The sequence below is a fragment of the Candidatus Pelagibacter bacterium nBUS_36 genome, assembly GCF_051201215.1.
Classification (GTDB): Bacteria; Pseudomonadota; Alphaproteobacteria; order Pelagibacterales; family Pelagibacteraceae; genus Pelagibacter.
The window spans coordinates 989,471-1,014,059 of sequence record NZ_CP172839.1; the positions used below are offsets into that span (position 1 = coordinate 989,471).

The window sequence follows — 24,589 nt, forward strand, 5'->3', positions numbered from 1 at the left end:
TTAATTAACTTCTATATATTTTGTGGCTAAAATAGGCCCAATTTTGTCCATTATTTTTCCAGCAACTTCAACTGATGTCCATCCTGCTGTGTTATATAAAGTTCCTTTCCACCCACCTTTTTGATGTCTATATTTATAATAATAGTCTTTTGATTTTTGTGGTGTATCTAACATAACTACAAATACATATTGTGGATTTGAGGTTGGAAATATTGAAGCAAATGTATTTATCTTAGCTTCAGAATAAGAGCCATCTTTTGGCTGATCTGCGGTTCCAGTTTTTCCACCTATCTCATAATTTGGTATATTGGCAAATTTTGCTGTACCCTCTTCTGTGTTCACAATTTTTCTTAAAACCGTTACTACTTTTTTAGAAACTCCCTTTTTTAGTAATCTATCACCTTTTTTTATTTTTCTAGCGTTATGTTGAATTAGTGTTGGTTTAACATCAAATCCACCGTTGGATATTACTGCGTAGCCTTTTGCTAACTGAAGAATTGTAGTTGCAATACCGTGACCAAATGAGGCTGTAGCTAGTTTACATTTTCCAAAACTATAGTTTTTTTGAGGAGCTACTTCTTCTATATCAAAATCAATTGAACTTAATACACCTACTTTTTCTAAAAACGACTTATGTTTTTCTGGTCCAATTTTTTGACCAATTCTAACTGAACCAATATTTCCTGATCTAATTAAAATTTGTTCAGCTGTTAAATCAGATGGTATCTCATTATCATACTCACCTATTCTATGTTTATCGCAACGAATAGATTTTGGTAAGTCTAAAAATTCAGTTTGAGGTTCTATCAAATCTTCATTTAAAGCACTTGCAAATGTAAACACTTTAAAAACAGAACCTAATTCATATGTTCCTTTTGTAACTCTATTAATAAAATTAATGTCAGTTATATTCTGTCTTTCATTTGGATTAAAGTCAGGTAATGAAACAATTGAGAGTATATTTCCATTATTTACATTCATCAATATAGCTGCACTACCTTTGCTTCTAAAAATTTCTTGATATTTAATTAACTCTTTTCGTATTAAAAACTGTAAATCTTTATCAACTGTAAGCATAATTGGACTTTTAGATTTTTTTAGAATTTTATTAAATGATTTTTCTAATCCTGAAATTCCATTATTATCATCATCAATCTGGCCAATAGTATGACTAAAAAGATTTTTTTGAGGATAAATTCTTAAAACTCTTTCCTCAGGTTTTATTGATTTATCTCCAAGTTTCATTAATTTTTCATATTTTTCTTCTGAGATTTTCTTTTCTAACCAAAAGAATTTTTTTGTTTCAAGCTGTTTTTTGATCTTACTAAAATTTTTATTTGGAAATATGATATTTAAACTTAGTAAAAGTTTTTTTTTATTAATTACATCAGATGTTTTGATGCCTATATCAATTGATTTAACTGTTTTTGCCAAATAATTGCCATTTATATCAGTAATATCTGCTCTATAAAGTTTATCGTTAAAAATTGGCGTACTGTTAAGATTGTTTATTTTTGATTTTCTTGAACCAAGATGAATTAAATGAATAGCATAAATTAGATAAATAATAAAAAATATAAAAAATATGAAGGCTACTCTATTAAATTGAATATTAAGATTTGTTTCATTTTTTTTATAAATAAAATTATTTCTATAATCTTCAATAATAATTTTTGATCTTGTCTTTTTCATTATTCTTTAGTTATTTTTAAATTCTGAATTTTTTTTTCTTTATCTTGAATTTTAAATATTTTTATATTTTCAATATTTTTTTGTATTAATTCATCTTCAAAATATTGTGATTGATATTCTAATAGTTTTTCTGCAGAGCTAAGATAGTCATGTTCTAGTTTAATCTTTTCAAATTCAGAATTAAGGACTCTTAGGTTTTCTTTTGATGTAAAAATTTTGTCCTCTGTTTTTTTTGCTGAATTCTTAATTATTGCAGTTGTTAAGATTAATAAAAAAATGACCGCAATTAAGCCAATCTTTTTCACAATTTTTCTCCAAAATTTTCTATTTCAATTAAATTTTTAAATTGTTCATGAATATCTGTTTCAAAATCATAAAAATTTTTTTTTTTTATTACATATCTCAGCTTTGCTGATCTAGATGGCAAATTTTCATTTATCTCAGCTTCTGTTGGAATAATTGCTTTTTTTTCAACCAATTTGAATAAGGTTTCTGCTTGTTCTGTAACAGGCACATATCTTGAAATACTTTTGTTTTCTGAAAGACTTTTAAAAAAATATTTTACAATTTTATCTTCTAGTGAATGAAATGTGACGACTGCCAGAACTCCATCTTTTTTAAGAACTTTAGTTGCATTAATAAGACCAAAAATTAATTCACTAATTTCTTTATTCACAAATATTCTAAGTGCTTGAAAAACTTTTGTTGCACTGTTTACTTTAAAGTTTTTTTTTCTTTTTGTTTTGTCTATGATTTTAACAAGAGATTGTGTATCTATTTTATTTTTTAATCTTTCTTTAATAATATTTTTAGCAATAAATTTACTCTCTTTTTCTTCTCCAAAAAATTTGAATATTTTTTCCAATTCTTTTTCATCAAGTTTATTTATTGCATCTTCAGCTGAATAATTGTTCAAACCCATTTGCATATTTAAGCTACCAACAGACTCAAATGATAATCCTTTTTTGGGATCTTTTATTTGTGTGTATGAATATCCAAGGTCAAAGATTACACCTTTAACTTCCTCTTGTTTTAATTTTAGATTGTTAAGCTGACTAAATTTTATATTTTTAAATACAAATCTGTCTCCAAAGTTTTCCTTTATTTGATTTGCTTTTTTTTCACTCTCAATATCTCTATCAAGAGCAATTACTTTAGTATTCTCAAATTCTAATATTTTTTTTGAATAGCCACCTTGACCAAAAGTGCAATCAATAAATGTGCCACCATAATGAGGGGTAATAATGCTAATAATTTCTTTTAGCAGTACCGGATAATGCTTTTGCACTTTCGGTACTATGGTGGCTTCCATTTATTTCTTCGAAGACCATTAATTTTTTTGTCTTCTTAGGAATGCTGGTATTTCAAGATCATCCTCTTCATCATTTGAAGATAATAATTCTTCTGCACTCGAATTTTCTGCTTCAGAACTAAATAAATCTGGAGCCTCAGAATCAACACCAAATTCTTTTAAGTCATTTGAAACATCTTCTTCCATGTTTTCTTCTGCCATTGGTTCTTGTAGCTCTTCCATGGCTTCTTGAGTAAATGATTTTTCCATTTCGTTTACTAAACTGTCTTCTACAACACTTTGTGTTTCAATGTTTGTATTATGAATGATTTCATCATTAACAACATTAGAATTAGAGGTTTCTTGTTGTTGTTCTTGAACTATCTCATTTTCAAGTTTAAGTGCGTTTGCACCATGAGTGACTGGGTTTGAAATTGAGTTTGAAAAGTTGAAAGACGCTGATGATCCCACATTTGTAAAATCTGAATAACCAGGATTTCGATTTTGGATACGATGAACCATATTTATTACAGATTTAGTTTCTGGTTGTTGACCATCTAAAGAAGTTGCAACAATTGAAACTCTCATTTTACCATCAAGTTCAGAGTCAGTAATAGCACCAATAATTAACTCTGCTTCTGGATCCACTTCAGCTCTTACTTTGTTTACCGCCTCATCTACCTCAAAAAGTTTAAGGTCTTTACCACCAGTAATATTAACCAATAAACCTTTTGCACCTTTAAGAGTGTAGTCATCAATTAATGGATTGCTGACAGCCATGTCTGCTGCCTTTAGAGCTCTACCTTCTCCTTCAGCTTCTCCTGTTCCCATCATTGCTTTACCCATTGATGCCATCACAGTTTCAACATCAGCAAAATCAAGGTTGATTAAACCTGGTCTAACCATTAAATCAGTTATACTTTGAACCCCATGCATTAAAACATTATTTGAAAGATTAAAAGAGTCTTCAAATGTAGTTTGTTCATTTGCTATTTTAAACAAATTTTGATTTGGAATAACTATTATTGTATCAACATGTTTTCTTAATTCTTCCAAACCTTGTTGTGCTCTTCTCATTCTTGAGGGACCTTCATATAAGAATGGTAGAGTTACAACCCCAACAGTTAAAATATTTAATTCTTTTGCAGCTCTAGCAATGACATGAGCAGCACCAGTGCCCGTTCCACCACCCATACCAGCTGCGATAAAAACCATATTTGCACCTTGCAAAGTATTTACAATTTCATTTAAAGATTCATCTGCTGCTGCTTGGCCAATGTCAAGTTTTGCCCCAGCGCCTAGACCCTTAGTTAAATTTAAACCAATCTGAATTCTTGTTTTGCATTTACTTAACTTTAGATCCTGAGCATCAGTGTTTACTGCTATAAATTCTACACCTTGTAGATTATTTTCAATCATTTCATTGATTGCGTTTCCACCTGCTCCACCAACGCCCATTACTAGAAGTCGTGGTTGTAATTCTTTAATTTCTGGTGCTTTAAAGTTAATTGTCATCTGCTATTTCCCCTCATTGTTGTTGAAATGTTTTTCCCATTTAAGGTTAGCTCGATTCTGGTTTGCTTTTTTTCTTGCTACTACCTTAAATTTTTCAAACGCTGTTGGTTCCCATATTTGGAAAGTTTGACCTTGCCCAACAAACAGCATGCTATTTTTGATTTTTGCATGTTTTAATAATTTTGATGAAAGAGAAATTCTTCCTTCACTATCAAATTGTAAATTTGTACTTTCTGCTAAAATTGATGTTGCGAAAAAATCTCTTTTTTCTTCAAATGGATTTAAAGATTCTATTGCAGAGGAAATTTTTTCAATTCTATCTTGAGAACATGCTTCAATAGATGAATTGTTGAAAGAAGGATAACAAATAACGCCATTATATCCTAAGTTTGATAAATACGATCTAAAACTTGCAGGCACAGACACTCTCCCTTTTTTGTCTAATTTGTTCTCGTAGGTAGATAAAAACATATATTTTATAATTTTTTAATTCCATAATTGGGAATATATGGGAATATATGGGTAAATTTATTTCGTGTCAAATACTGATTTTTCACGATTTTTGACTATTGTTAGTAACTTTTTAGTATCAAATGAAATAAGCACATCAAGCTATTAAAAATAATAACTATGCATCAAATAATTGAAAAAATAGAACAAAATTGATTCAATAATGAATCAAAACGAGAACATTTAATTCAATTAATTTTATGATGTGGATAACTTTGCCAGATAAACTATAAGCCGGGTTCTGTCATTTAAACCTATCATTTCTCTAGGCTTAAGATCACTCTTAAGCTCAAGCAACTAACCCTGATGACTAGCCAAGGATGGCTTTTAGTTTTTCAACAATGTCATCTCTACTTAGTCTTGCTCCCAGTGGGGTTTTCCAGCGTTCATTGTTACCAATAGAACCGGTGTGCTCTTACCACACCTTTTCACCCTTGCCATGTTATGGCGGTTTATTTTCTGTGGCACTATCCCTAGGGTTACCCCCGCCAGGTATTATCTGGCACTGCATCCTTGTGGAGCCCGGACTTTCCTCTTTAATTAAAAATTAAAGCGATAAATCGTTTATCTGGCAGTCTTAATTTAGTATTAAACTAAAAAACTTCAAGAAAATTTAATTAAGTTTTTTTGCAAGATTTTCACTTATAATTAGACATTCATTGTCAATTTTGCCATTTACCAACTCTTGCCTAAATCTTCTCTGAAAAGCTTGAACTAAGAATGTAAAATATTTATCATTTTTAATATTTTTTGGACTTTTTTTTGCATATCCAATTTTAAATATATTGTTAAAAAATTTTTTTTTATCTAACAAACTTACTTTTATCATTCTATTTTTTTTAGAAAGTTTGGCTGATAATGAATGCCAAATGCCAACCCCCTGTTTTGCAAAATGTTGCCATGGAAATTTTTCACCAGGATCTTTTTTTCTACTTGGGGCTATATCTGAGTGGCCTAAAATATTTTTTTTATTTATTTTATACTTTTTAATTAAAAATTTACTTAAAATTAGAATAGATTTAATTTGTTTTTTTGAAAAATGTTTATAATTAAATTCATGCCCCGAATTACTTATTTCAATTCCAATAGAATTATTGTTAAGAGAGCTAATATTTTTCCAAGAAGATATTCCTGCATGCCAAGCAACATATAAATCTGGAACCATTTTGATTATCTCTCCATTATTTTTAACTAAATAATGACAGCTAACCTCAGATTGTATTTCAGTTAGTTTATTTATGGCTTCTGATTCTTTTTTCATTCCTGTATAATGAAAAATAATAAACTTTATTTGTTTAAAGTTTCTTTTTTTAGAATTAAAATTAGGAGAATAGTTTAAAATTGTTTTAATACTCATTTTAAGCTTTGTATAAGTTTATTTATAGCCATAATTAAGACATTTTTAGTACTAAATCTCGTTTTACTTTAGATGCATATGCATTATATAATAATTAACTATGATAAAGTTTTTTAAATTATTTCTAGCTGCTATTTTGCTTTCCACTAATGCTTTTGCAGCATCTGATGGTGATTTAAAGCTTACCAAAAAGAATAAAGCTAATCAAACTACAAAAGACTGCTTTGAACCCCTAAACAGAGCCACTTTTTCTTTAAACCAAGGACTAGATAAACTAATTTTAAAACCAGTTGCTAAAGGTTATAGAACTTTACCTTCACCTATCAGAACTGGTACAGGTAATGTTCTAAATAATTTGTCTAATCTAATCACTATACCAAATAATGTTCTGCAAGGTGAACTTGGAAAAGCAGGTATTAATACGGGTAGACTACTTGTTAATAGTACAATTGGAATTCTAGGTATATTTGATGTTGCTCAAAGTTTAGGGTTTCCTGAATATGAAAGAGAAGACTATGGCCAAACACTTGGAAGATGGGGAGTTGGCCCAGGTTGCTATCTTGTCCTTCCAGTTTTAGGTCCAACAACTGTAAGAGATACAGCTGGCTCATTTATTAACGTAATGGGTGGTGACCCTTATTATAATGCATCAGTTAACGGTAATAATGAATTTTTAAGTGAGAAAGTTTATATGACATCTAAAATATTAACAGGAATAGATTTTAGAGCAAAAAATATTGAGTCACTAGATAATTTAGAAAAAAATTCTATGGATTTTTATGCTTCAGTCAGAAGCTTATATTTACAAGATAGACAAAAGAAAATTTCTAATTCTACAGGTGTAGTAGAAACAATGGACGATAGTGATTGGGAAGAAATAGATACCAAATAAAATAACCATAAACAAAAAATGAAAAAATATCTAAGTTTATTTATTTTTAGTATTATCTTTATCTTAAATACTAATCATGCTTTTTCAATTTCTCCTGAAACTTTCATCAAATCAACAGTCAACAAGGCTGCTAAAACTCTAAGCTCAAATATAAGCAAAGAGGAAAGAATTGAAAAACTAAAAGAAATTGCAAAAGAAACTGTGGATATAACTGGACTTGGCTTATATTCTTTAGGAGCTAACAGAAAAGGTTTAAGCAAAGAAAAATTAACTAATTATCAAATTGTTTTTAAAGAGTATTTTTTGAAAAGTTTTTCAAGTCGACTTGCTGAATACTCTAATCCTGAAATTGTGGTAAATTCACAAAAAAGAATTAATGAAAACTACACAATAGTATCAAGTACTTTAATTGCTACAGATACTAAGCCAGAAGTTAAAATTGAGTGGAGAGTGTATACTAAAAATCCTGAGAATTTACTTATTAGAGATTTAATTATTGAGGGCTTAAGTCTTGCACGAACCCAAAAAGAGGAGTTCTCATCAATTATTAACTCTAATGATGGTCAAATAGACGCTTTGATAAAAAACTTATCTGAATTTGATAATTAATTAATTTTTTTCAAACATTTCTACTTAAAAATAAATAGCATCTAATCAAGTATTTTTGGTGGGCCCGCCAGGACTCGAACCTGGGACCAATACATTATGAGTGTACTGCTCTAACCAACTGAGCTACAGGCCCAAAACTTAGGATTAGTTATATCATTTTTATAAAGTTATCAATTAAAGATAATTGTTAAATGGTGGGCCGTGTTGGTTACGCTCCAACTACCCCTGCAATGTCAATGCAGTACTCTACTATTGAGCTAACGGCCCAAAAATTAACTTTCTAAGAAACTTTTTAGTTGCTTAGATCTACTTGGATGTTTTAGTTTTCTCAGAGCTTTTGCTTCAATCTGTCGAATTCTTTCTCTAGTCACTGAGAACTGAAGTCCTACTTCTTCCAAAGTATGGTCAGTATTCATACCCACACCAAATCTCATTCTTAAAACTCTTTCTTCTCTTGGAGTAAGTGTAGATAAAATTTTAGTTGTTGCTTCACCTAAATTTGATTTAATTGCTTGTTCAAGTGGAGCCAATGCTTTTGTGTCTTCAATAAAATCTCCCAAACTGCTATCCTCTTCATCTCCAACTGGTTTCTCTAATGACACTGGTTCTTTTGAAATTTTCAATACCTTTCTTACTTTATCTAATGGCATACGAAGTTTTTGCGCTAATTCTTCTGGTGTAGCTTCTCTACCAAATTCACTCAGAATTAATCTTTGTGTTCTAACAATTTTATTAATTGTTTCAATCATGTGAACTGGAATTCTAATTGTTCTTGCTTGGTCTGCTATTGATCTTGTGATCGCTTGTCTTATCCACCAAGTTGCATATGTAGAAAACTTATATCCTCTTCGATATTCAAATTTATCTACAGCTTTCATCAAGCCAATATTTCCCTCTTGAATTAAATCCAAGAATTGAAGACCTCTATTAGTATATTTTTTAGCTATTGATATTACTAATCTTAAATTGGCTTCAACCATTTCTTTTTTAGCAATTCTTGATTCTTTTTCACCTTTTTGAACTCTGCTAACTAATTTTTTAAAGTCTGTTACTGAAATTCCAAGCTTATGACTTATTTCGATTAATCTTTCTCTTATGTTTTTAAATTCATCTTTATTTTTTGTGAAGAATTGTTTCCAAATAGCATTTGTGTCTAAAAATTTTTTTAGATTTGGATTTATTTCGTTACCAATATAAAATTTAATAAATTCATTTCTAGGTATTTTATGATCCATTGCTAATCTTAAAAGATTACCTTCTAAAGATACAATTTTTTTATTTTCAACATAATGTTTTTGAACGAGTTCCTCTAAAACAGATGGTGATAGTTGAAGAGATTTAATATTTTCTAAAATATCATTTACTATTTTCTCATATCCTTTTTCTTTTGCAGGTGAAAAGTTTTGAGAATTTAAAACACAATCCAGTTTTTCTTTTTGGTATTTAATTAATTTATTATATTCTTTTGTAAGTATATTAACTGTTTTTAAAACTTTTGGTTTAATTTCAGTTTCCATTGCAGCAAGTGTGGGATTAAAATCATCATCATCTCCATCACTAGACCCCTCTTCTTTATCAGTCTCTCCAGCATTTTTTTGTTTTGCACTTGGTCCTGTTGACTCGTCTTCCATGTAATTTGTATCAATGTCAATTATTTCTCTTACTAAGATTTCATCTTTTTGTAACTGATCATTCCATTCAAAAAATTGTTGTGCTGTAATTGGGCTCTGTGAAAGTGCAATTAACATTACATCTTTTCCTGCCTCTATTCTTTTGGCGATTGCAATTTCACCTTCTCTTGAAAGTAATTCAACCCCACCCATTTCACGTAAATACATTCTGATAGGATCATCACTTTTTTCAATTGTCTTGCCTTCTTCTTTGGAAGAACCCTCTTTTTTTCTTAAAACTTTAAAATCAGATTTCTTTTCAACTAAAGCAACATTTTCATCTAAAATATGAATGAATGCTTGAGATAAATTTTCATCAGAAAGATTTCTTTTTCCAAGAGATTTATTTAGTTCTTCGTAAGTTATGAATCCTCTATGAGTTCCTCGACCCATCAATCTAGCAAATGATTTTGTAATAATTCTTTCCACAGCAATATAAGTTTGAAAGACTTATATAATATCTAATTCGCAAAAATCCATTGCTAAATTGATCTGATTAATTGATTTTTCTCTCATTTTTCAGCTCTTTTAGCTCGTTGAATGTAGTTTCACTCATATCCTTGGAGAACTTCGATTCTAATTCTTGGATTCTAAACTCTAAGTCATAATTGAACAAATCTTTCGAAATATCATCTAGTAATTCTATAATTTGGTTATCATTTTCAGGTTTATTTTTAAGAATATGTTTAATTGGTGCAAATTTATTAATCTTATCCAACAACTGTTTGTCTAAATTTAAGTCTTTAATTGTAATTTGTTCTCCAGATTTTAACTTTTCAATGATTACATAAAATATTTGCTTATTTATCTCAGTAAATATTTTGATATTTTCTATTAAGTGAATATTGGCTTGTAACAATGTTAAATTATTCATAACCAAGTATAATAATGAAAATTCTTTAAGCTCCACACCCGTTAAGGATTGGCTTTCATTAAAATGTTTTTTAGTAGAGTCTAATGATTTTATTTTTTTAACATAAAACTTTTTCTTATTTTGGTTTGAATGGGGTGTTAGCTCTGCAATTTTTTCTAAAAAATACTCCAGAACATATTTTTTAATAAAATCATCTTTTATAGTATTTGCTATTTCTCTAAGTTTTTTTTCAAAAATAGCCATTGATGATGGATTATTTTTTGTCTGTTTTTTATAATGACTAAAAATAAATTGATGAATAGATAACTTGCTTTGTTTGGTAAAATCTATGAAATTATTTTTGCCATTTTTATTTACATAACTATCTGGATCTTCTTTATCGGGTAAAAATAAAAATGAAATTTGCTTTTCAGGTTTTAATTCTTTAATTGAATTTTCTGCAGCTCTTAAAGCAGCTTTGTAACCACTTTCATCTCCATCAAAGCAAATAATAATATCATCAAAAAATTGATTTAAAGTTAAAATTTGTTTGTCAGTTAATGAAGTGCCAAGATTTGCAACAGCATTTTCTATTCCATTTTTACTTAAGCCAACAACATCCATATAACCTTCAACCAAATAGATATGATCTAATTTATTTAATAATTTTCTAGCTAAATCTAAATTATATAAATTTGAACCTTTTTTAAAAAAAGCAGTCTCTGGTGAATTTATATACTTTGCTAAATAATCTAGCTTTTCAATTATCCTTCCACCTAATGCAATTGGTTGACCTGAAATATTATTTATTGGAAAAATTAATCGACCTCTAAATCTTTCTACATAAGTTTTCTTTTTTTCATCTAAATAAAACAAGCCACTTTCAACTAAAGCCTGTTCACTGAATTCATTTTTTAATTTATCAAAAAAATTAGGATTTTTTTCAATATATCCAATTTTAAATTTCTTAACTTCCTCTTTACTTAAGGACCTATTCTTTAAATAATCTCTAGCATTTGAATAAGCTTCATTTTTTAATAATTCATTATGATAAAAATCAACATACTGGCTATAAATAGATAAATATTCTTTCCATTTTTTTTCTCTCTCTTCGTCTTGTTTTGAAAACATATATGGCTGCATTCCAGCAAGCTGAGCTAAATGCTTAACTGCTTCCCCAAATTTAAAATTTTGGGTTTTCATTACAAAGTCAAAAATATTTCCATGTTCTGATGTTGCAAAGCAATGATAAAATTCTTTTTCATCATTAACTGTAAAAGATGGAGTTTTCTCATTTTTAAAAGGAGATAAACCAACGTACTCTTTTCCTCTTTTCTTTAAGGCAACAGACTTTGATACAACTGTTGATACTTTTAACCTTGTTTTAATTTCATCAAGGTACTCTTTTGGGTATTTCATTAATTATTTAATAATTCCTTAATTAGTGGGCCAGCCTTTGCAAAATCAATCTCATCAGCATGTAGTTTTTTTAATTCACCCATTACTTTACCCATATCTTTAACTGAACTTGCACCAAGTTTAGTAATTACTTCTGAACATATTTTCTTAGTTTCCTCTTCACCAAGTTGTTTTGGTAAAAAAACTGATAAAATCTCGAGTTCATTTTGTTCAACTTCTAAAAGATCTGTTCTGTTATTTTTTTTGTAAATATCAATCGATTCGGCCCTTTGCTTAACCATTTTTTTTAATAATTTTTTAATATCCTCATCATCAGTATCCTTTTTGTTTGGACCGGATCTGTTAACAATGTCTAAATCTTTGATAGATGATAATATTAACCTGTAGGTTGATATTTTAGTTTTATCTTTAGCTTTTAAAGCGTTTTTATATTCAGTTTCGATAGTTTCTTTTAATGCCATAATTTTTTTAATCTACTTCAAAGAAAAAAATCTTCAAAAGAAAAATTGTTTTTTTACAATTTTATATTACATCTCTGTTGCGATAATAATGCAAGTATTGTATTAACCTTTAACTCATGAGTTGTAATTGAACAAAAAAGCAAAAAAATCTAACTCAAAAAATTCACAAATCAATACAGGCGTTTTAGTTCTTGAAAACAAGAAGGTTTTTAAAGGAATTGGAATTGGTTACCAAGGTAATGCTACTGGTGAAGTTTGCTTTAATACTTCTTTAACAGGATACCAAGAAATTATATCCGATCCTTCTTATGCTGGACAAATTATAAACTTTACCTTCCCTCATATTGGAAATGTTGGAACTAACAAAGAAGATTTAGAATCTGACAAAATATGGACTAAAGGTGTAGTGTTTAATTCAGAAATAACATCTCCATCAAATTATAGATCATTTCTTCATTTAGATGCTTGGCTTAAAAAAAATAAGATAGTTGGAATTACAGGATTAGATACTAGAAGTTTAACCAATTTTATTAGAGATAAAGGTGCTCCCAAAGGAACCATTGCTTATTCTAAAACTGGTAAATTTAATATCAGTAAATTAACCAACTCAACAATTAAATGGAGCGGGTTAAAAAATCTTGATCTTGCAGAAAAAGTTACAACACCAAAGAACTATATTTGGAAGGGTCTTAAAACTTGGAAAAAAGAAACAGGTTACAAAAAAAATACCAAGAATTCCTTTCATGTTGTTGCCATCGATTATGGGATAAAGAAAAATATTTTAAGATATTTTTCTGACTTTAATTGTAAAGTTACTGTTGTTTCTTGTAAAACATCTGCTGATAAAATTTTAGCTCTTAAGCCAAATGGTATATTTTTATCAAATGGTCCAGGAGATCCAGCTGCAACTGGAAAATATGCGATCAATATACTTAAAGATTTAATTAAAAAAAATTTACCCATATTTGGTATTTGTTTAGGCCATCAAATACTAGCTCTTACACTTGGGGCTAAGACTAAAAAAATGAAATTAGGTCATAGAGGAGCAAACCATCCGGTTAAAAATTTAATTCACGACAATGTTGAAATCACTAGTCAAAATCATGGCTTTGAGGTTATCAAAGAAAATTTACCTAAAAATGTTGAAGTCACTCATAAATCTCTATTTGATAATAGTATTGAGGGTATCAGATTAAAAAACAAACCAATATTTTCAGTTCAATATCACCCTGAGTCAAACCCTGGACCACAAGACAGTGTTTATTTATTTCAAGAATTTATTAACAACATGAAAAAAAATGCCAAAAAGAAAAGATCTTAAAAAAATATTAGTTGTTGGAGCTGGTCCAATTATCATTGGCCAAGCTTGTGAGTTTGATTATTCAGGAACACAAGCATGTAAAGCGTTACGTGATGAAGGTTATAAGGTTGTCTTAATTAACTCAAATCCTGCAACAATTATGACTGATCCTGATGTTGCAGATAAAACTTATATAGAGCCTATTACTCTCGAGGTTTTAGAAAAAATTCTCAAAAAAGAAAAGCCAGATGCAATTCTTCCAACAATGGGAGGTCAAACTGCACTTAACCTTGCAATGGAAGCTGAAAAAAAAGGAATATTAAAAAAATATAAAATAGAATTAATTGGTGCAAACTCTAAAGCAATATCTAACGCAGAAGACAGAAAAAAATTTAGAAAAAATATGATTGATATTGGTTTAGATCTACCTAAATCTGAAATCGTCAACAACATCAATCAAGCATCAAAAGTTTTAAAGAAAATAGGATTGCCTGCAATCATTAGACCTGCATTTACTCTTGGAGGTCTTGGGGGTGGAATTGCTAAAAATGAGAAGGAATATCTAAAAATTATTAAAAGTGGATTACACGAATCTCCTGTCAGCCAAGTTCTAGTTGAAGAGTGCTTAGAGGGTTGGAAAGAATTTGAGATGGAGGTTGTAAGAGATAAAAAAGATAATTGTATCATAATCTGCTCTATTGAGAATATCGATCCAATGGGAATACATACTGGAGACTCAGTGACTGTTGCTCCTGCCCTTACCCTAACTGATAAAGAATACCAGGTAATGAGAAATGCATCCATTGCATGTTTAAGAAAAATTGGAGTTGAGACAGGTGGATCAAATGTTCAATTTGCAATCAATCCTAAAAATGGTCGAATGGTTGTAATTGAAATGAACCCAAGAGTTTCACGTTCATCTGCTCTTGCATCAAAAGCAACTGGGTTTCCAATTGCAAAAGTTGCAGCAAAACTTGCTGTTGGTTACACGTTAGATGAATTAAAAAATGAAATTACAAAAGTAACACCCGCATCATTTGAACCTAGTATTGATTATGTGGTAACAAAAATTCCAAGATTTACATTTGAAAAATTTTCAACTTCACCTGCAACATTAGGTACTTCCATGAAGTCAGTTGGGGAAGCAATGGCAATTGGTAGAAACTTTAAAGAGTCACTTCAAAAAGCATTAGTATCCCTTGAAACAGGGTTTTCTGGATTAGATAGAATATTTGATCTAAATAAAAAAGAAATTGAAAAGAAACTTAAAGAAAGTATTCCAAATAAAATTTTGTTAGTTGCTGAGGCGATTAGAAAAAAGATTGATTTAAAGAGAATATTTGCTTTATCAAAAATTGACCCTTGGTTCTTAGAACAAATTAAAGAAATTGTAGATAATGAAACTAAGATTAAAAATAAAGGATTACCTAAAGATTTTAATGAATTTAACCGAATAAAATCTATTGGTTTTTCTGATAAAAAGCTTTCTGAACTTACAAAAACATCTGAAGATGTTGTTAGACGTAAAAGAACTGCTCTTAAAATATTACCCGTATTTAAGAAAGTTGATACTTGTGCGGCTGAGTTTAAATCGTTTACTCCTTATATGTATTCTACATACCAAAGAAATTTTTCAATTAATTCTGAGTGTGAGGCTGATCCATCAGCTAAGAAAAAAATCATAATACTGGGTGGTGGACCAAATAGAATAGGACAAGGAATTGAGTTTGATTATTGTTGCTGTCAGGCAAGTTTTGCACTGAAGGATGCTGGTTTTGAAACCATCATGATCAATTGCAACCCTGAAACTGTATCAACTGACTATGATACTAGTGACCGGTTATACTTTGAACCTTTAAAAGAAGAGTATGTATTTAATATAATTAAAAAAGAAAAAGAAAAAGGAAACTTAGTTGGTATTATTGCTCAGTTTGGTGGCCAAACTCCAATTAAACTTGCTAAATTTTTACATGATAACAAACTTCCAATTTTAGGAACGCAGTACACATCAATTGATTTAGCTGAAGATAGAGATTTATTTAGAAATCTTCTTAATAAATTGAAGTTAAAACAAGCTGAAAGTGGAATTGCTAAAACATTCAAGCAGGCTATTCAGATAGCAGAGAGAATTGGTTTACCCTTAATGGTTAGACCTTCATATGTATTAGGTGGAAGAGCAATGGAAATTGTTCATGAAAAAAGCCAGCTTAAAAACTTTGTTGAGGAAGCCTTTAAAGCAGCTGAAGAAAACCCAATTTTAATTGATAAGTTTATTGATCATGCAATGGAGGTTGATGTTGATGCAATATCTGATGGAAAACAAGTTCATGTAGCAGGTATTATGCAACACATTGAAGAAGCTGGAATTCACTCTGGAGACTCAGCTTGTAGCCTACCTCCAATATCAATTAAGCCATATTTGATTAAAGAAATTGAAAATCAAACTAAGAAATTAGCTTTAGCCTTAAAAGTTAAAGGTTTCATGAATATTCAATTTGCAATTAAAAAGGATGAAATTTATGTAATTGAGGTAAATCCTCGAGCTAGTAGAACAGTTCCATTTGTATCTAAAGCAAAAGGTCTGCCTCTTGCTAAAATTGCATCACGGGTGATGGCTGGTGAAAAATTATCTAAGTTTAATTTAAGAGATAAATCCAAAGGAATGTATGCTGTAAAAGAAGCGGTATTTCCTTTCAATAAATTTCCAAACAGTGATTTGCTTTTAGGACCTGAAATGAAGTCAACTGGTGAAGTCATGGGATTTGATAAAAACTTTGGAATGGCTTTTGCTAAAAGTCAAATTGGTGCTGCCAACTCATTACCAAAACAAGGCCTAGCATTTGTATCATTAAAAGACTCTCACAAAGATGAGGGGATAGATCTAGCAAAAGAGCTAATTAAATTAAATTTTACACTTTGTGCAACCAAAGGAACTGCAGAGTATTTTAGAAAACATAAAATTAAATGTAAAATCATCAATAAAGTAAGTAGTGGATCTCCTCATATAGTAGACGTCTTAGACTCAAAAAAAATTGCACTTGTAATTAATACGGGTGGAGGAAATACTGAACACAGATTAAATGATGCTATAGCACTTAGAAGAGCAACATTAAAAAATAAAGTCCCATATTGCACCAATATGTCGACTGCTCAAGCATGCTTGGAAGCTATAAAATCCCTTAAAACTAGAAAATTAGAAGTAACTTCACTTCAAGATATTTAAAAAAAACCCAAACTGAAGATGCTGCATCTTCAAAAAAATTTATTTTTTTTATAAAAAAAATAGAAAATTTATTTTTAACAAAACTTAATAAGTAATGTTGCAATTTAATAATACTAAAATTTTATCATTTCCAAGGTCCAGAAAAATTATACAGGACGAAAAATTTAAAGTTAGAAAATACAAAGGGTTTAATTTAACAAATCAAACACCTGAATTAAAAAAATTATCTCAAAAAATAATTAATAGAAAAACAATTTCAAATTTAGATTATTACAAAAATATAGCGAGCCTACATGGTTATGATTTCATTTTATATGATGAAATTAAAAGAAATAAAAAAATATCAAAAGATTTATTAAATTTTAGAAAAAAAAATAAACACATTTCGTACCTTGAAAATAGATGCCACCCTTTTGCAAAGCAAGATGATAAAATTTTTATTTTAGCAACAAATATAGATAGAAAATTAATAGATTTTTTATTGTCTGAATATCAAAAGTATCAAATAAAAATTATATTAACAACACCTAGGGATTTAAAATTATTTTTTCAAAAAATTTATAAAAGAACGGATACTAAAAATGCATCTGAATTACTTCATGTTAGAGAACCTAAATTATCTGCAAAAAAAGTTTTTTCCCTGAAGCTTACAATTTTTTTATTGTCATTAATTGGGACGTTAGTCGCCTGTGGCTATAAATATCCAGCTGAAACCTCTTATTGTTTTGCCGCTTTTTGTACATGTGTTTTTTTAATAAATTCATCATTTAGGGTTTGGCTTTTTGTAGTAGCTATTTATTTAAAAATTAAAAATAGATATAAAAAAGAAATTTCTATTTTAGGACAAAAGAATCTACCTACGTACTCAATATTGATTCCTATATATAAAGAATCTGAAGTTTTAAAAAAACTTATTAAAAATATATCTGCATTAAAATACCCAAAGAAAAAACTTGATGTAAAATTAATCTTTGAAGAAGACGATTTAGAGACTATTGAATTAGCAAAAAAATTAAATCCACCTCATTTTTTTGAATTCATTATCGTACCTAAAAGTTATCCACAAACAAAACCTAAGGCATGTAATTATGCTTTAACATTTTGTCGGGGTGAATATGTTTGTATTTATGACGCTGAAGATAAACCTGAGACAGATCAATTATTAAAAGCTGTAGCTAAATTTAGATCTTTGCCCGATGATTATGTCTGTTTGCAAGCATCTCTTAATTATTACAATCAAGGTTATAATTATTTAACTCGGTTATTTTCATTGGAATACGCTCAATGGTTTGATTGGTTTTTACCTGGTTTAAATAAATTTAAATCTCCAATTCCTTTAGGAGGAACATCTAATCATTTTAAAAGAAAAAAATTATATTCACTTTATAATTGGGACTCTTACAATGTGACTGAAGATGCAGATCTAGGTGTTCGTATTTATCAAAAAGGATTTAAGACAACAATTTTAAATTCTACTACATGGGAAGAGGCAACCGGTAGCAAAAGAGCTTGGATTAAACAAAGAACAAGATGGATTAAAGGACACATGATTACTGTCTTAATTCATAATAGAAATCCATTTAAATTTTTATGGAAAACTGGTTTAAGGGGATTTTTAGGATTTCACTTATTTTTAACGCTGCCTTTAATAAATTTCTTAATTAATCCTTTGGCAATTTTACAAGGATTTTTCTTACTTACATCTCCTGATTATTCAAGCTGGGTGGGGTTTGGAGATGATTTGTTAACATATTTTATTTATGGAATACTTTTATATAATTTATCTAATATTTTTATGTCAATGGTTGCAGGCATTAAAAGGAAATTTAGTAAATTATATATTTTCTTACCGCTAGTTCCTATTTATTGGATGTTGCATAGTTTTGCGGCATTCATCGGACTTTTTGAAGTAATAACCAAGCCACATTATTGGGCCAAGACTACACATGGTAAATATTTAACTTAAATATGATAAAATTTATTAAAACTTTGAGAACAACACATAAAGTTTTACTTTTAATAGCTTTATTTATTGGGCTATTTGTAGTTTTTTTTTTATTCATAAATTTTCCCCTGAGCACATACATGATTTATCTATTTCTACTCTTACCCTAAATAATTTTGTTGTTAGTTTTTTTGAAGTTGTATTTATTTTTGTGGTAATTTTTTTATTAGTAACATTATTAAGTTATGTTGTAATTAAATCAGATCGTTTGGAAAGAATAGTTAATATTGATGAACTTACTAAAGTCCAAACAAGAAGAAGTTTCTTTTATAATAATGGTGACGACAATAAAAGAAATTTTGATTATTTAATCATAATTATCGATATTGATTATTTTAAAAGTGTTAATGATAGTTTTGGTCATGATATTGGTGATAAATATTTAAAAAATTTCGGTAATGAGCTAAAAAAAATTGGGGTAGATAGTTTAAATTCAGTAAGATTAGGTGGTGAAGAATTTGCACTACTTTTCTATTTAAAAGATATTGATAAAAAATTTGAGACTGCAAAAGGTTACAAAGGTTTTACTTTAACTCAAAAGATAAATAAATTTTTAAAACATATTCATGGAGAATTGAATAAAATTTATCTTGATTCAAATTCCTTAATAATAAAAAAAACATCTTCAATAGGAGGAGCGTTACTTCTTAAGAATGATAAAATCTCTGATTCACTTTCATACGCCGATAAAGCTTTGCAAGTTGTTAAAGATAATGGGCGTAATAACTTTAAGTATGCAGATAAAAAATTTATATCAGAATCTAAAAAATTAAATGAAATTATTACACTTGATGAATTACGAGATGCTATGAAACAAGGTCAGTTAACTTTTTATCACCAACCAATTATTGATGTAAAGAATAATTCAATAAAATATTTTGAATGTTTGGTAAGATGGATTAAGCCTGATGGTACTGTAGTTTTACCACAATATTTCTTAAGTAAAATGGTTCACTTAAATTCAAGATCTATTAGTGAAGGTACTAGATTATGGAGACCAGTTTTTAAACGAACTTTTGAAAATATTAATGTTGATCAAAAAATAAAATTTTCAATAAATATTCAAATGTCACATTTTACTAATATTGGATCAGGAAAAATATGGTTGGAAGAATTGGAATATATAAAAAATTTTATCAAAAATGAGATAATGATTGAGATTACGGAAGGACAAAATACTAGATTGGATGAAAAAGTAGCCAATCGTGAAATACAATATCTGAGAGATAATGGAATAAGTGTAGCTTTAGACGATTATGGCATAGAAGGCAGCAATCTTGAACGATTGATTAATACACCCTGGAATGTCATTAAAGTAGACAAACATCTGGTTGATAAAGTTGTAACAGATGAACGTTCTCGTGTAGCTGTAGAGGGAATTAGAACAATGGCAGATAAACTCAATAGTGAAATAATAGCTGAAGGAGTTGAGACTGTCGAGCAGCTAAAATATATGAAAAAAATAGGTATAAATCTTGTACAAGGTTTTTTATTTTCCAAACCAATGCCAGCCGATCAAGTTAATAGATATATAGAAAAATTTTCTGCTAAATATCAATAGACTAGTCTTTATCGTTTTTTTCTTTTTCTTCTTCAATCAAAATTCTTTCAGAAGCTCCTTCTAGATCTTCGTATTGATTATTTTTTAACGTCCATAAAAATGCTAGTAACCCTATTAAACCAAGAGTAAGTGCAATAGGTATAAGATAGAGCAAAATATTCATGATTAAAATTTTTTCCTTTTTAGATTTAAACGAAAACTATTTCCAATTACAAATAATGAAGAACTTGACATTGCAATAGCTGCAATTAATGGTGTGACCAAACCTATGATCGCCATAGGAATAGCAAAGATATTATAAATAACTGCCATTAAAAAATTTTGTTTAATTAATAAAACAGATTTTTTTGCAACTTTAATACAACTAATAATTGGAAATAGTTTTTCACCTTGAAAAACAATGTCTGCAGTGTTTTGGGTAATATCCATTGCTGTCGATGGTGAAATAGATACATCAGCTTCAGCCAGCGATGGGGCATCATTCAAACCATCTCCGACCATCAGAATTTCTTTATTTTGTAATTTTAATTTTCTAATAAATTCACTTTTCATTTCTATTGAAAATTCAGAATAATAATCATTTATACCAAGATGTTCTGCTATTCTTTTTACTACTTCATTTCGATCACCAGATAAAATTATTGGAATAACGCCTAATTTTTTAATCTCATCAATTACATCCTTGGTGTCTTCTCGTAATTGATCCTCAAAACTAAAACAGATTTTTTTTTCATTTTCTACTGAAAGCCATATCTCTGAAAAAATTTCATCTTCATCTTTTTGTGAAGGACAAGACCAATTTTTTTTTCCTAGTTTTAATAATTTACCTTTAAAATATCCTTCCACTCCACAACCAATTATTTCTTTTACATTATCTATATTAAATAATTTGCCATTAAATTGATTACAAATAGATCTTGAAAAAGGATGCTTGCTATAATGTGCTAACGATGCTGCAATTTGTAGATCTTCTTCTGAGTATGATCCTATTAAATTAGGCTTACCCACTGTTAGTGTTCCTGTCTTATCTAAAATTACATACTTCACTTTTGATAATTTTTCCAAAGCATCACCAGATTTTAAATAGATACCTTTTTTCATAAGTGAATTATTTGCTAATACCTGAACGACTGGAACTGCTAAACCTAAAGCACAGGGACATGTAATAATTAATACAGTTACCGCTATTAAAAGTGAGGGTTGCCATGCTAAATCAGCGAACATCCACCATCCAATAAATGTAAATAAGCCAGCTAAATGTACTATTGGTGTGTATAGTTTGGCTGCTTTATCAGCAATTCTGGTGTACTTGGATTTACTTATCTCTGCTTTTTCCATTAGTTTTACAATATTTGTGAGTAAATTATTTTCTGTAGATTTAGAAACTTCAATTTGAATTGGTGCTGAAATGTTAATTGTACCGGCAAATACATTATCATTTATATTTGCCTTTTTAGGTAATGTTTCGCCACTAATAAGACTTAAATCTATTTCTGTAGATCCATTTAGAATAATTCCATCTGCAGGTATTTTTTCTCCTATAGAAATTGTAATAATATCTCCTGCCCTTATGTCTTTTACCGGAACAATTACTTGTTTTTCATCCTTTATAACTGTTGCAGTTCCACCTAAGGCTGACAGTAATTCTTTAGCAGATTTTTTTGCCTTACCTTTTGCTAAAACATCTAGATACCTGCCAATAAGTAAAAAAAATAATAACATTATTGCAGAGTCGAAATAGATATGTTCACCATTATTAACTGTTTCAAATAGACTTATTAAACTAGTTAGAATTACTGCTAATGAAATCGGCACATCCATATTTGTATTTTTTTTTAGCAAAACCTTTAATGCTGAATAAAAAAATGTTCTCCCAGAATAAATTATTGCTGGTAGTGCAATTAAACTTGAAATCCATTGAAATAGTTCTCTTGTTGCAAATCCCATTGTCTCAACTGATGATGACCACAAGCCAACTGAAATTAACATTAAATTCGCTGCTGCAAAGCCTGACACTGCAATAGATCTTATCAAGACTTTTTTATTCTCTTCAAAATCATTATCTAAATTATCAACATCATATAAACTTATTGGATATCCCAACTCAGATACAATTTTAGCAAATTTATCTGCTAATTTTTTTTCACCTACCCACTTAATTTCTAATTTTTCAGTAGACATATTCACTCTTACAAAAAAAACATTTTTTAAAGTGTAAAGTGATTTTTCAATAAGATGGATACATGAAGCACAATGAATATTTTTTACTTTAAAAATAATACTATTATTATTTTTTGGATCAATTTTAACAAAAGGAGAAAATAATTTATTTATATCTACTTTATTAAAATTCGTTTTATTGTTTGATATTTGTGTTTGTTCCATATTACTAAAATCTTTACATCCCACTGTCCTTTTAAAGGAAATTTAATTAATTTTTGGAATTTACCATTTCTTTGTTTTTCTAATTTAATTGAAAAATCATAACCAGTTTGAGTTGGTCTAACTAAAAAAGCTGTAACAGAAGCTCCATCAAAACTATCTTTTTTTTCATTTTCTAAATAAAAATTTAGAAAATCATCTTGATAAATGATTTCACTTTTCCAATTTAAATCATTTTGTTTTTTACTAGCCTCAATTATTTTATTGTAATTTAATCCTTGATTGTAAGCGTTCTCAGTTACTACACCTCTATGAGTTGAGGTTGCTAGATAAACAAATATGCTATCTAAAATTATCAAAATAACGAAGAAAACTATAAAATAATGAGGAAAACTGTTATTTTTTTGCTTAATCATACTAATATTTCCCACTAATAAATATGTTTTCTACTGTATCCGATATTTCATCATCTAATTCTTTAATATTGAAAATTACTTTTTTTCGAACCTCTTTATTTTTATCCGCTATAAGAAAAATACGATAATGACCAACACTATTAGCCACAACAGGTAAGTTGTTAGAAGATAAACTTTCTATACCTTGAATTTTAATTTTTGAATTTTTTAAACCTTCAATAGAAAGTGAATATTTCTTACTTTTAAATGATTTGTTGAGAATTTTAATATCATAACTATTTCTTATTTGACCATTTGAAAGTTTTACAAATAATGGATTTCTATCATGTAAAACATTAAGTTCTAAAATTGATCTATTCAACAGTGTATAAAGAATTGCTGCACTTAAAATAAGAAGGATTAATAAATAACTATATGTGCGTCCCCTTAATAAGCCTTTTTTTTCTTTTTCGTTTCTAAAGCGTCTACCTTTATTTTTTTCTGTATCATATCTAATCAATCCTGCTGGAAGATTAATTTTATTCATAATCTTATTACATGCATCTATACACAAGCCACAGGCAATACATTCCATTTGCAGACCTTGTCTTATATCAATGCCCATAGGACAAACTTGAATACATTCTGTACAATTAATACAATGGCCTTTGTTCTCCCAACTATCACCGGCTTTATGTTTGCCTCTTGGCTCTCCCCTAAATTCATCATAACTTATAATTAATGTATCCCTATCAAACATTGCTGACTGAAACCGAGCATAGGGACACATATAAGTACAAACCTGCTCTCTTGCAAAACCAGCCATCAAATAAGTTGAAAAAGTTAAAACTACAATCCAGCTTAAAACAGACCAAGGAACATCAAAATTTATAATTTGTTCTAATAATGTTGGTGCATCATTAAAATAAAAAACCCACGCACCTCCAGTTAATATTGCAATTACGATCCAAACTATATGAGTTGATAGTTTTCTCCATATTTTGTTAAAACTGATCGGTGCATTGCTTAATTTCATTCTAGAGTTACGATCTCCTTGAAAAATTCTTTCCACCCAAACAAATAAATCAGTCCAAACAGTTTGTGGACACGCATAACCACACCAGGCACGCCCTACAAGACTTGTGCTTAAAAATAATGCTACTGCTAAGAATATTAATATTCCAGTTAAGAAATAAATTTCCTGTGGCCATATCTCAATGAAAAAAAAGTATGCTCTTCTATTCGGCATATCAATTAATATTGCTTGATTTGGTATCTGTGGACCTCTATCCCATCTTATCCAAGGAGCAAAATAATAAACAAACAATGTGCCAATCATAATAATCCATTTTATTTTTCTAAATTTTCCCCAAACTCTTTTTGGAAAGATGATTTTTTGCTCAGAAAACAAACGTAGTGGATTTTTTTCCAAACTTTCATGCATAATTAATGTC

General features: G+C 29.0%; 19 protein-coding genes, 2 tRNA genes and 1 other RNA gene. 6 read left to right on the forward strand and 16 right to left on the reverse strand.

Annotation, left to right across the window (positions count from 1 at the left end; translation table 11 throughout):
• The 7 genes from ACIJYI_RS05380 to ACIJYI_RS05410 form a co-directional block, all read right to left on the reverse strand.
• Complete coding sequence (locus ACIJYI_RS05380) at nt 1-1,692, reverse strand: peptidoglycan D,D-transpeptidase FtsI family protein (protein ID WP_435113448.1); 1,692 nt, start codon at nt 1,690-1,692, stop codon at nt 1-3.
• On the reverse strand, nt 1,692-1,997 hold the full coding sequence (locus tag ACIJYI_RS05385) for a cell division protein FtsL (protein WP_435113450.1): 306 nt from the start codon (nt 1,995-1,997) through the stop codon (nt 1,692-1,694). Before ACIJYI_RS05385 ends, ACIJYI_RS05380 begins: the two co-directional genes overlap by 1 nt.
• Nucleotides 1,994-3,004: a 16S rRNA (cytosine(1402)-N(4))-methyltransferase RsmH gene (gene rsmH / locus ACIJYI_RS05390; protein WP_435113452.1), complete on the reverse strand. Its 1,011-nt coding sequence runs from the start codon at nt 3,002-3,004 to the stop codon at nt 1,994-1,996. The genes ACIJYI_RS05385 and rsmH overlap by 4 nt, the downstream gene beginning before the upstream one ends.
• An 18-nt stretch (nt 3,005-3,022) precedes the next feature.
• Nucleotides 3,023-4,498, reverse strand: a complete 1,476-nt coding sequence (gene ftsZ, locus ACIJYI_RS05395; RefSeq protein ID WP_435113454.1) for a cell division protein FtsZ — start codon at nt 4,496-4,498, stop codon at nt 3,023-3,025.
• Between the two features lie 3 nt (nt 4,499-4,501).
• Nucleotides 4,502-4,969: a division/cell wall cluster transcriptional repressor MraZ gene (gene mraZ, locus ACIJYI_RS05400; protein ID WP_435113456.1), complete on the reverse strand. Its 468-nt coding sequence runs from the start codon at nt 4,967-4,969 to the stop codon at nt 4,502-4,504.
• Between the two features lie 253 nt (nt 4,970-5,222).
• Nucleotides 5,223-5,580, reverse strand: an RNA gene (gene rnpB, locus ACIJYI_RS05405) — RNase P RNA component class A.
• Nucleotides 5,581-5,621: 41 nt separating this feature from the next.
• Nucleotides 5,622-6,365 (reverse strand): N-acetylmuramoyl-L-alanine amidase, encoded by a 744-nt coding sequence (locus ACIJYI_RS05410; protein WP_435113458.1) that lies wholly within the window; start codon nt 6,363-6,365, stop codon nt 5,622-5,624.
• A gap of 100 nt (nt 6,366-6,465) precedes the next feature.
• On the opposite strand from ACIJYI_RS05410, the gene ACIJYI_RS05415 reads away from it, so the two are divergent.
• Both ACIJYI_RS05415 and ACIJYI_RS05420 read left to right on the forward strand, forming a co-directional pair.
• Nucleotides 6,466-7,257 (forward strand): MlaA family lipoprotein, encoded by a 792-nt coding sequence (locus tag ACIJYI_RS05415; RefSeq protein ID WP_435113460.1) that lies wholly within the window; start codon nt 6,466-6,468, stop codon nt 7,255-7,257.
• Between the two features lie 18 nt (nt 7,258-7,275).
• A complete protein-coding gene (locus ACIJYI_RS05420; RefSeq protein ID WP_435113462.1) occupies nt 7,276-7,866 on the forward strand; it encodes an MlaC/ttg2D family ABC transporter substrate-binding protein in 591 nt (196 codons plus the stop codon).
• 56 nt (nt 7,867-7,922) lie between these two features.
• On the opposite strand, the gene ACIJYI_RS05425 is transcribed toward ACIJYI_RS05420, so the two are convergent.
• The 5 genes from ACIJYI_RS05425 to ACIJYI_RS05445 all read right to left on the reverse strand — a co-directional run bounded on the left by ACIJYI_RS05425 (nt 7,923) and on the right by ACIJYI_RS05445 (nt 12,269).
• A tRNA-Ile gene (locus ACIJYI_RS05425) sits at nt 7,923-7,999 on the reverse strand.
• Between the two features lie 59 nt (nt 8,000-8,058).
• Nucleotides 8,059-8,133 (reverse strand) — tRNA-Val (locus ACIJYI_RS05430).
• A 5-nt stretch (nt 8,134-8,138) separates the two neighbouring features.
• Nucleotides 8,139-9,965, reverse strand: coding sequence for an RNA polymerase sigma factor RpoD (rpoD, locus tag ACIJYI_RS05435; protein ID WP_435113464.1), 1,827 nt, complete (start codon nt 9,963-9,965; stop codon nt 8,139-8,141).
• A gap of 67 nt (nt 9,966-10,032) precedes the next feature.
• A complete protein-coding gene (gene dnaG / locus ACIJYI_RS05440) occupies nt 10,033-11,808 on the reverse strand; it encodes a DNA primase (protein WP_435113466.1) in 1,776 nt (591 codons plus the stop codon).
• Entirely contained in the window at nt 11,808-12,269 is a 462-nt protein-coding gene (locus ACIJYI_RS05445; protein WP_435113468.1) for a GatB/YqeY domain-containing protein, read from the reverse strand. The genes dnaG and ACIJYI_RS05445 overlap by 1 nt, the downstream gene beginning before the upstream one ends.
• A gap of 127 nt (nt 12,270-12,396) precedes the next feature.
• Here ACIJYI_RS05445 and carA point away from each other — a divergent pair, with 127 nt between their 5' ends.
• From carA to ACIJYI_RS05465, 4 genes are all read left to right on the forward strand, one after another.
• Complete coding sequence (gene carA / locus ACIJYI_RS05450; protein WP_435113470.1) at nt 12,397-13,590, forward strand: glutamine-hydrolyzing carbamoyl-phosphate synthase small subunit; 1,194 nt, start codon at nt 12,397-12,399, stop codon at nt 13,588-13,590.
• The gene (gene carB / locus ACIJYI_RS05455) at nt 13,568-16,792 is read left to right on the forward strand and encodes a carbamoyl-phosphate synthase large subunit (RefSeq protein WP_435113472.1); all 3,225 of its coding nucleotides are present in this window, start codon (nt 13,568-13,570) and stop codon (nt 16,790-16,792) included. The genes carA and carB overlap by 23 nt, the downstream gene beginning before the upstream one ends.
• A 94-nt stretch (nt 16,793-16,886) precedes the next feature.
• On the forward strand, nt 16,887-18,758 hold the full coding sequence (locus ACIJYI_RS05460; RefSeq protein WP_435113474.1) for a glycosyltransferase family 2 protein: 1,872 nt from the start codon (nt 16,887-16,889) through the stop codon (nt 18,756-18,758).
• Nucleotides 18,759-18,948: 190 nt separating this feature from the next.
• The gene (locus tag ACIJYI_RS05465) at nt 18,949-20,358 is read left to right on the forward strand and encodes an EAL domain-containing protein (protein ID WP_435113476.1); all 1,410 of its coding nucleotides are present in this window, start codon (nt 18,949-18,951) and stop codon (nt 20,356-20,358) included.
• A gap of 1 nt (nt 20,359) precedes the next feature.
• On the opposite strand, the gene ccoS is transcribed toward ACIJYI_RS05465, so the two are convergent.
• Genes ccoS through ccoG form a run of 4 tightly spaced genes read right to left on the reverse strand, consistent with a single transcriptional unit; the run spans nt 20,360 to nt 24,579 of the window.
• Nucleotides 20,360-20,521 (reverse strand): cbb3-type cytochrome oxidase assembly protein CcoS, encoded by a 162-nt coding sequence (gene ccoS, locus ACIJYI_RS05470; RefSeq protein ID WP_435113478.1) that lies wholly within the window; start codon nt 20,519-20,521, stop codon nt 20,360-20,362.
• 2 nt (nt 20,522-20,523) lie between these two features.
• Nucleotides 20,524-22,743, reverse strand: a complete 2,220-nt coding sequence (locus ACIJYI_RS05475; RefSeq protein ID WP_435113480.1) for a heavy metal translocating P-type ATPase — start codon at nt 22,741-22,743, stop codon at nt 20,524-20,526.
• Nucleotides 22,695-23,156: a FixH family protein gene (locus ACIJYI_RS05480; RefSeq protein WP_435113482.1), complete on the reverse strand. Its 462-nt coding sequence runs from the start codon at nt 23,154-23,156 to the stop codon at nt 22,695-22,697. The genes ACIJYI_RS05475 and ACIJYI_RS05480 overlap by 49 nt, the downstream gene beginning before the upstream one ends.
• A 1-nt stretch (nt 23,157) precedes the next feature.
• Entirely contained in the window at nt 23,158-24,579 is a 1,422-nt protein-coding gene (gene ccoG, locus ACIJYI_RS05485) for a cytochrome c oxidase accessory protein CcoG (protein ID WP_435113484.1), read from the reverse strand.
• Between the last annotated feature and the right edge of the window lie 10 nt (nt 24,580-24,589).

Bases quoted from the DNA above. Each gene is read 5' to 3' on its own strand.
- ACIJYI_RS05380 (WP_435113448.1), bottom strand. From the start codon at position 1,692: ATGAAAAAGACAAGATCAAAAATTATTATTGAAGATTATAGAAATAAT.
- rsmH (WP_435113452.1), bottom strand. From the start codon at position 3,004: ATGGAAGCCACCATAGTACCGAAAGTGCAAAAGCATTATCCGGTACTG.
- ftsZ (WP_435113454.1), bottom strand. From the start codon at position 4,498: ATGACAATTAACTTTAAAGCACCAGAAATTAAAGAATTACAACCACGA.
- mraZ (WP_435113456.1), bottom strand. From the start codon at position 4,969: ATGTTTTTATCTACCTACGAGAACAAATTAGACAAAAAAGGGAGAGTG.
- ACIJYI_RS05410 (WP_435113458.1), bottom strand. From the start codon at position 6,365: ATGAGTATTAAAACAATTTTAAACTATTCTCCTAATTTTAATTCTAAA.
- ACIJYI_RS05415 (WP_435113460.1), top strand. From the start codon at position 6,466: ATGATAAAGTTTTTTAAATTATTTCTAGCTGCTATTTTGCTTTCCACT.
- ACIJYI_RS05420 (WP_435113462.1), top strand. From the start codon at position 7,276: ATGAAAAAATATCTAAGTTTATTTATTTTTAGTATTATCTTTATCTTA.
- dnaG (WP_435113466.1), bottom strand. From the start codon at position 11,808: ATGAAATACCCAAAAGAGTACCTTGATGAAATTAAAACAAGGTTAAAA.
- ACIJYI_RS05445 (WP_435113468.1), bottom strand. From the start codon at position 12,269: ATGGCATTAAAAGAAACTATCGAAACTGAATATAAAAACGCTTTAAAA.
- carB (WP_435113472.1), top strand. From the start codon at position 13,568: ATGCCAAAAAGAAAAGATCTTAAAAAAATATTAGTTGTTGGAGCTGGT.
- ACIJYI_RS05460 (WP_435113474.1), top strand. From the start codon at position 16,887: ATGTTGCAATTTAATAATACTAAAATTTTATCATTTCCAAGGTCCAGA.
- ccoS (WP_435113478.1), bottom strand. From the start codon at position 20,521: ATGAATATTTTGCTCTATCTTATACCTATTGCACTTACTCTTGGTTTA.
- ACIJYI_RS05475 (WP_435113480.1), bottom strand. From the start codon at position 22,743: ATGGAACAAACACAAATATCAAACAATAAAACGAATTTTAATAAAGTA.
- ACIJYI_RS05480 (WP_435113482.1), bottom strand. From the start codon at position 23,156: ATGATTAAGCAAAAAAATAACAGTTTTCCTCATTATTTTATAGTTTTC.
- ccoG (WP_435113484.1), bottom strand. From the start codon at position 24,579: ATGCATGAAAGTTTGGAAAAAAATCCACTACGTTTGTTTTCTGAGCAA.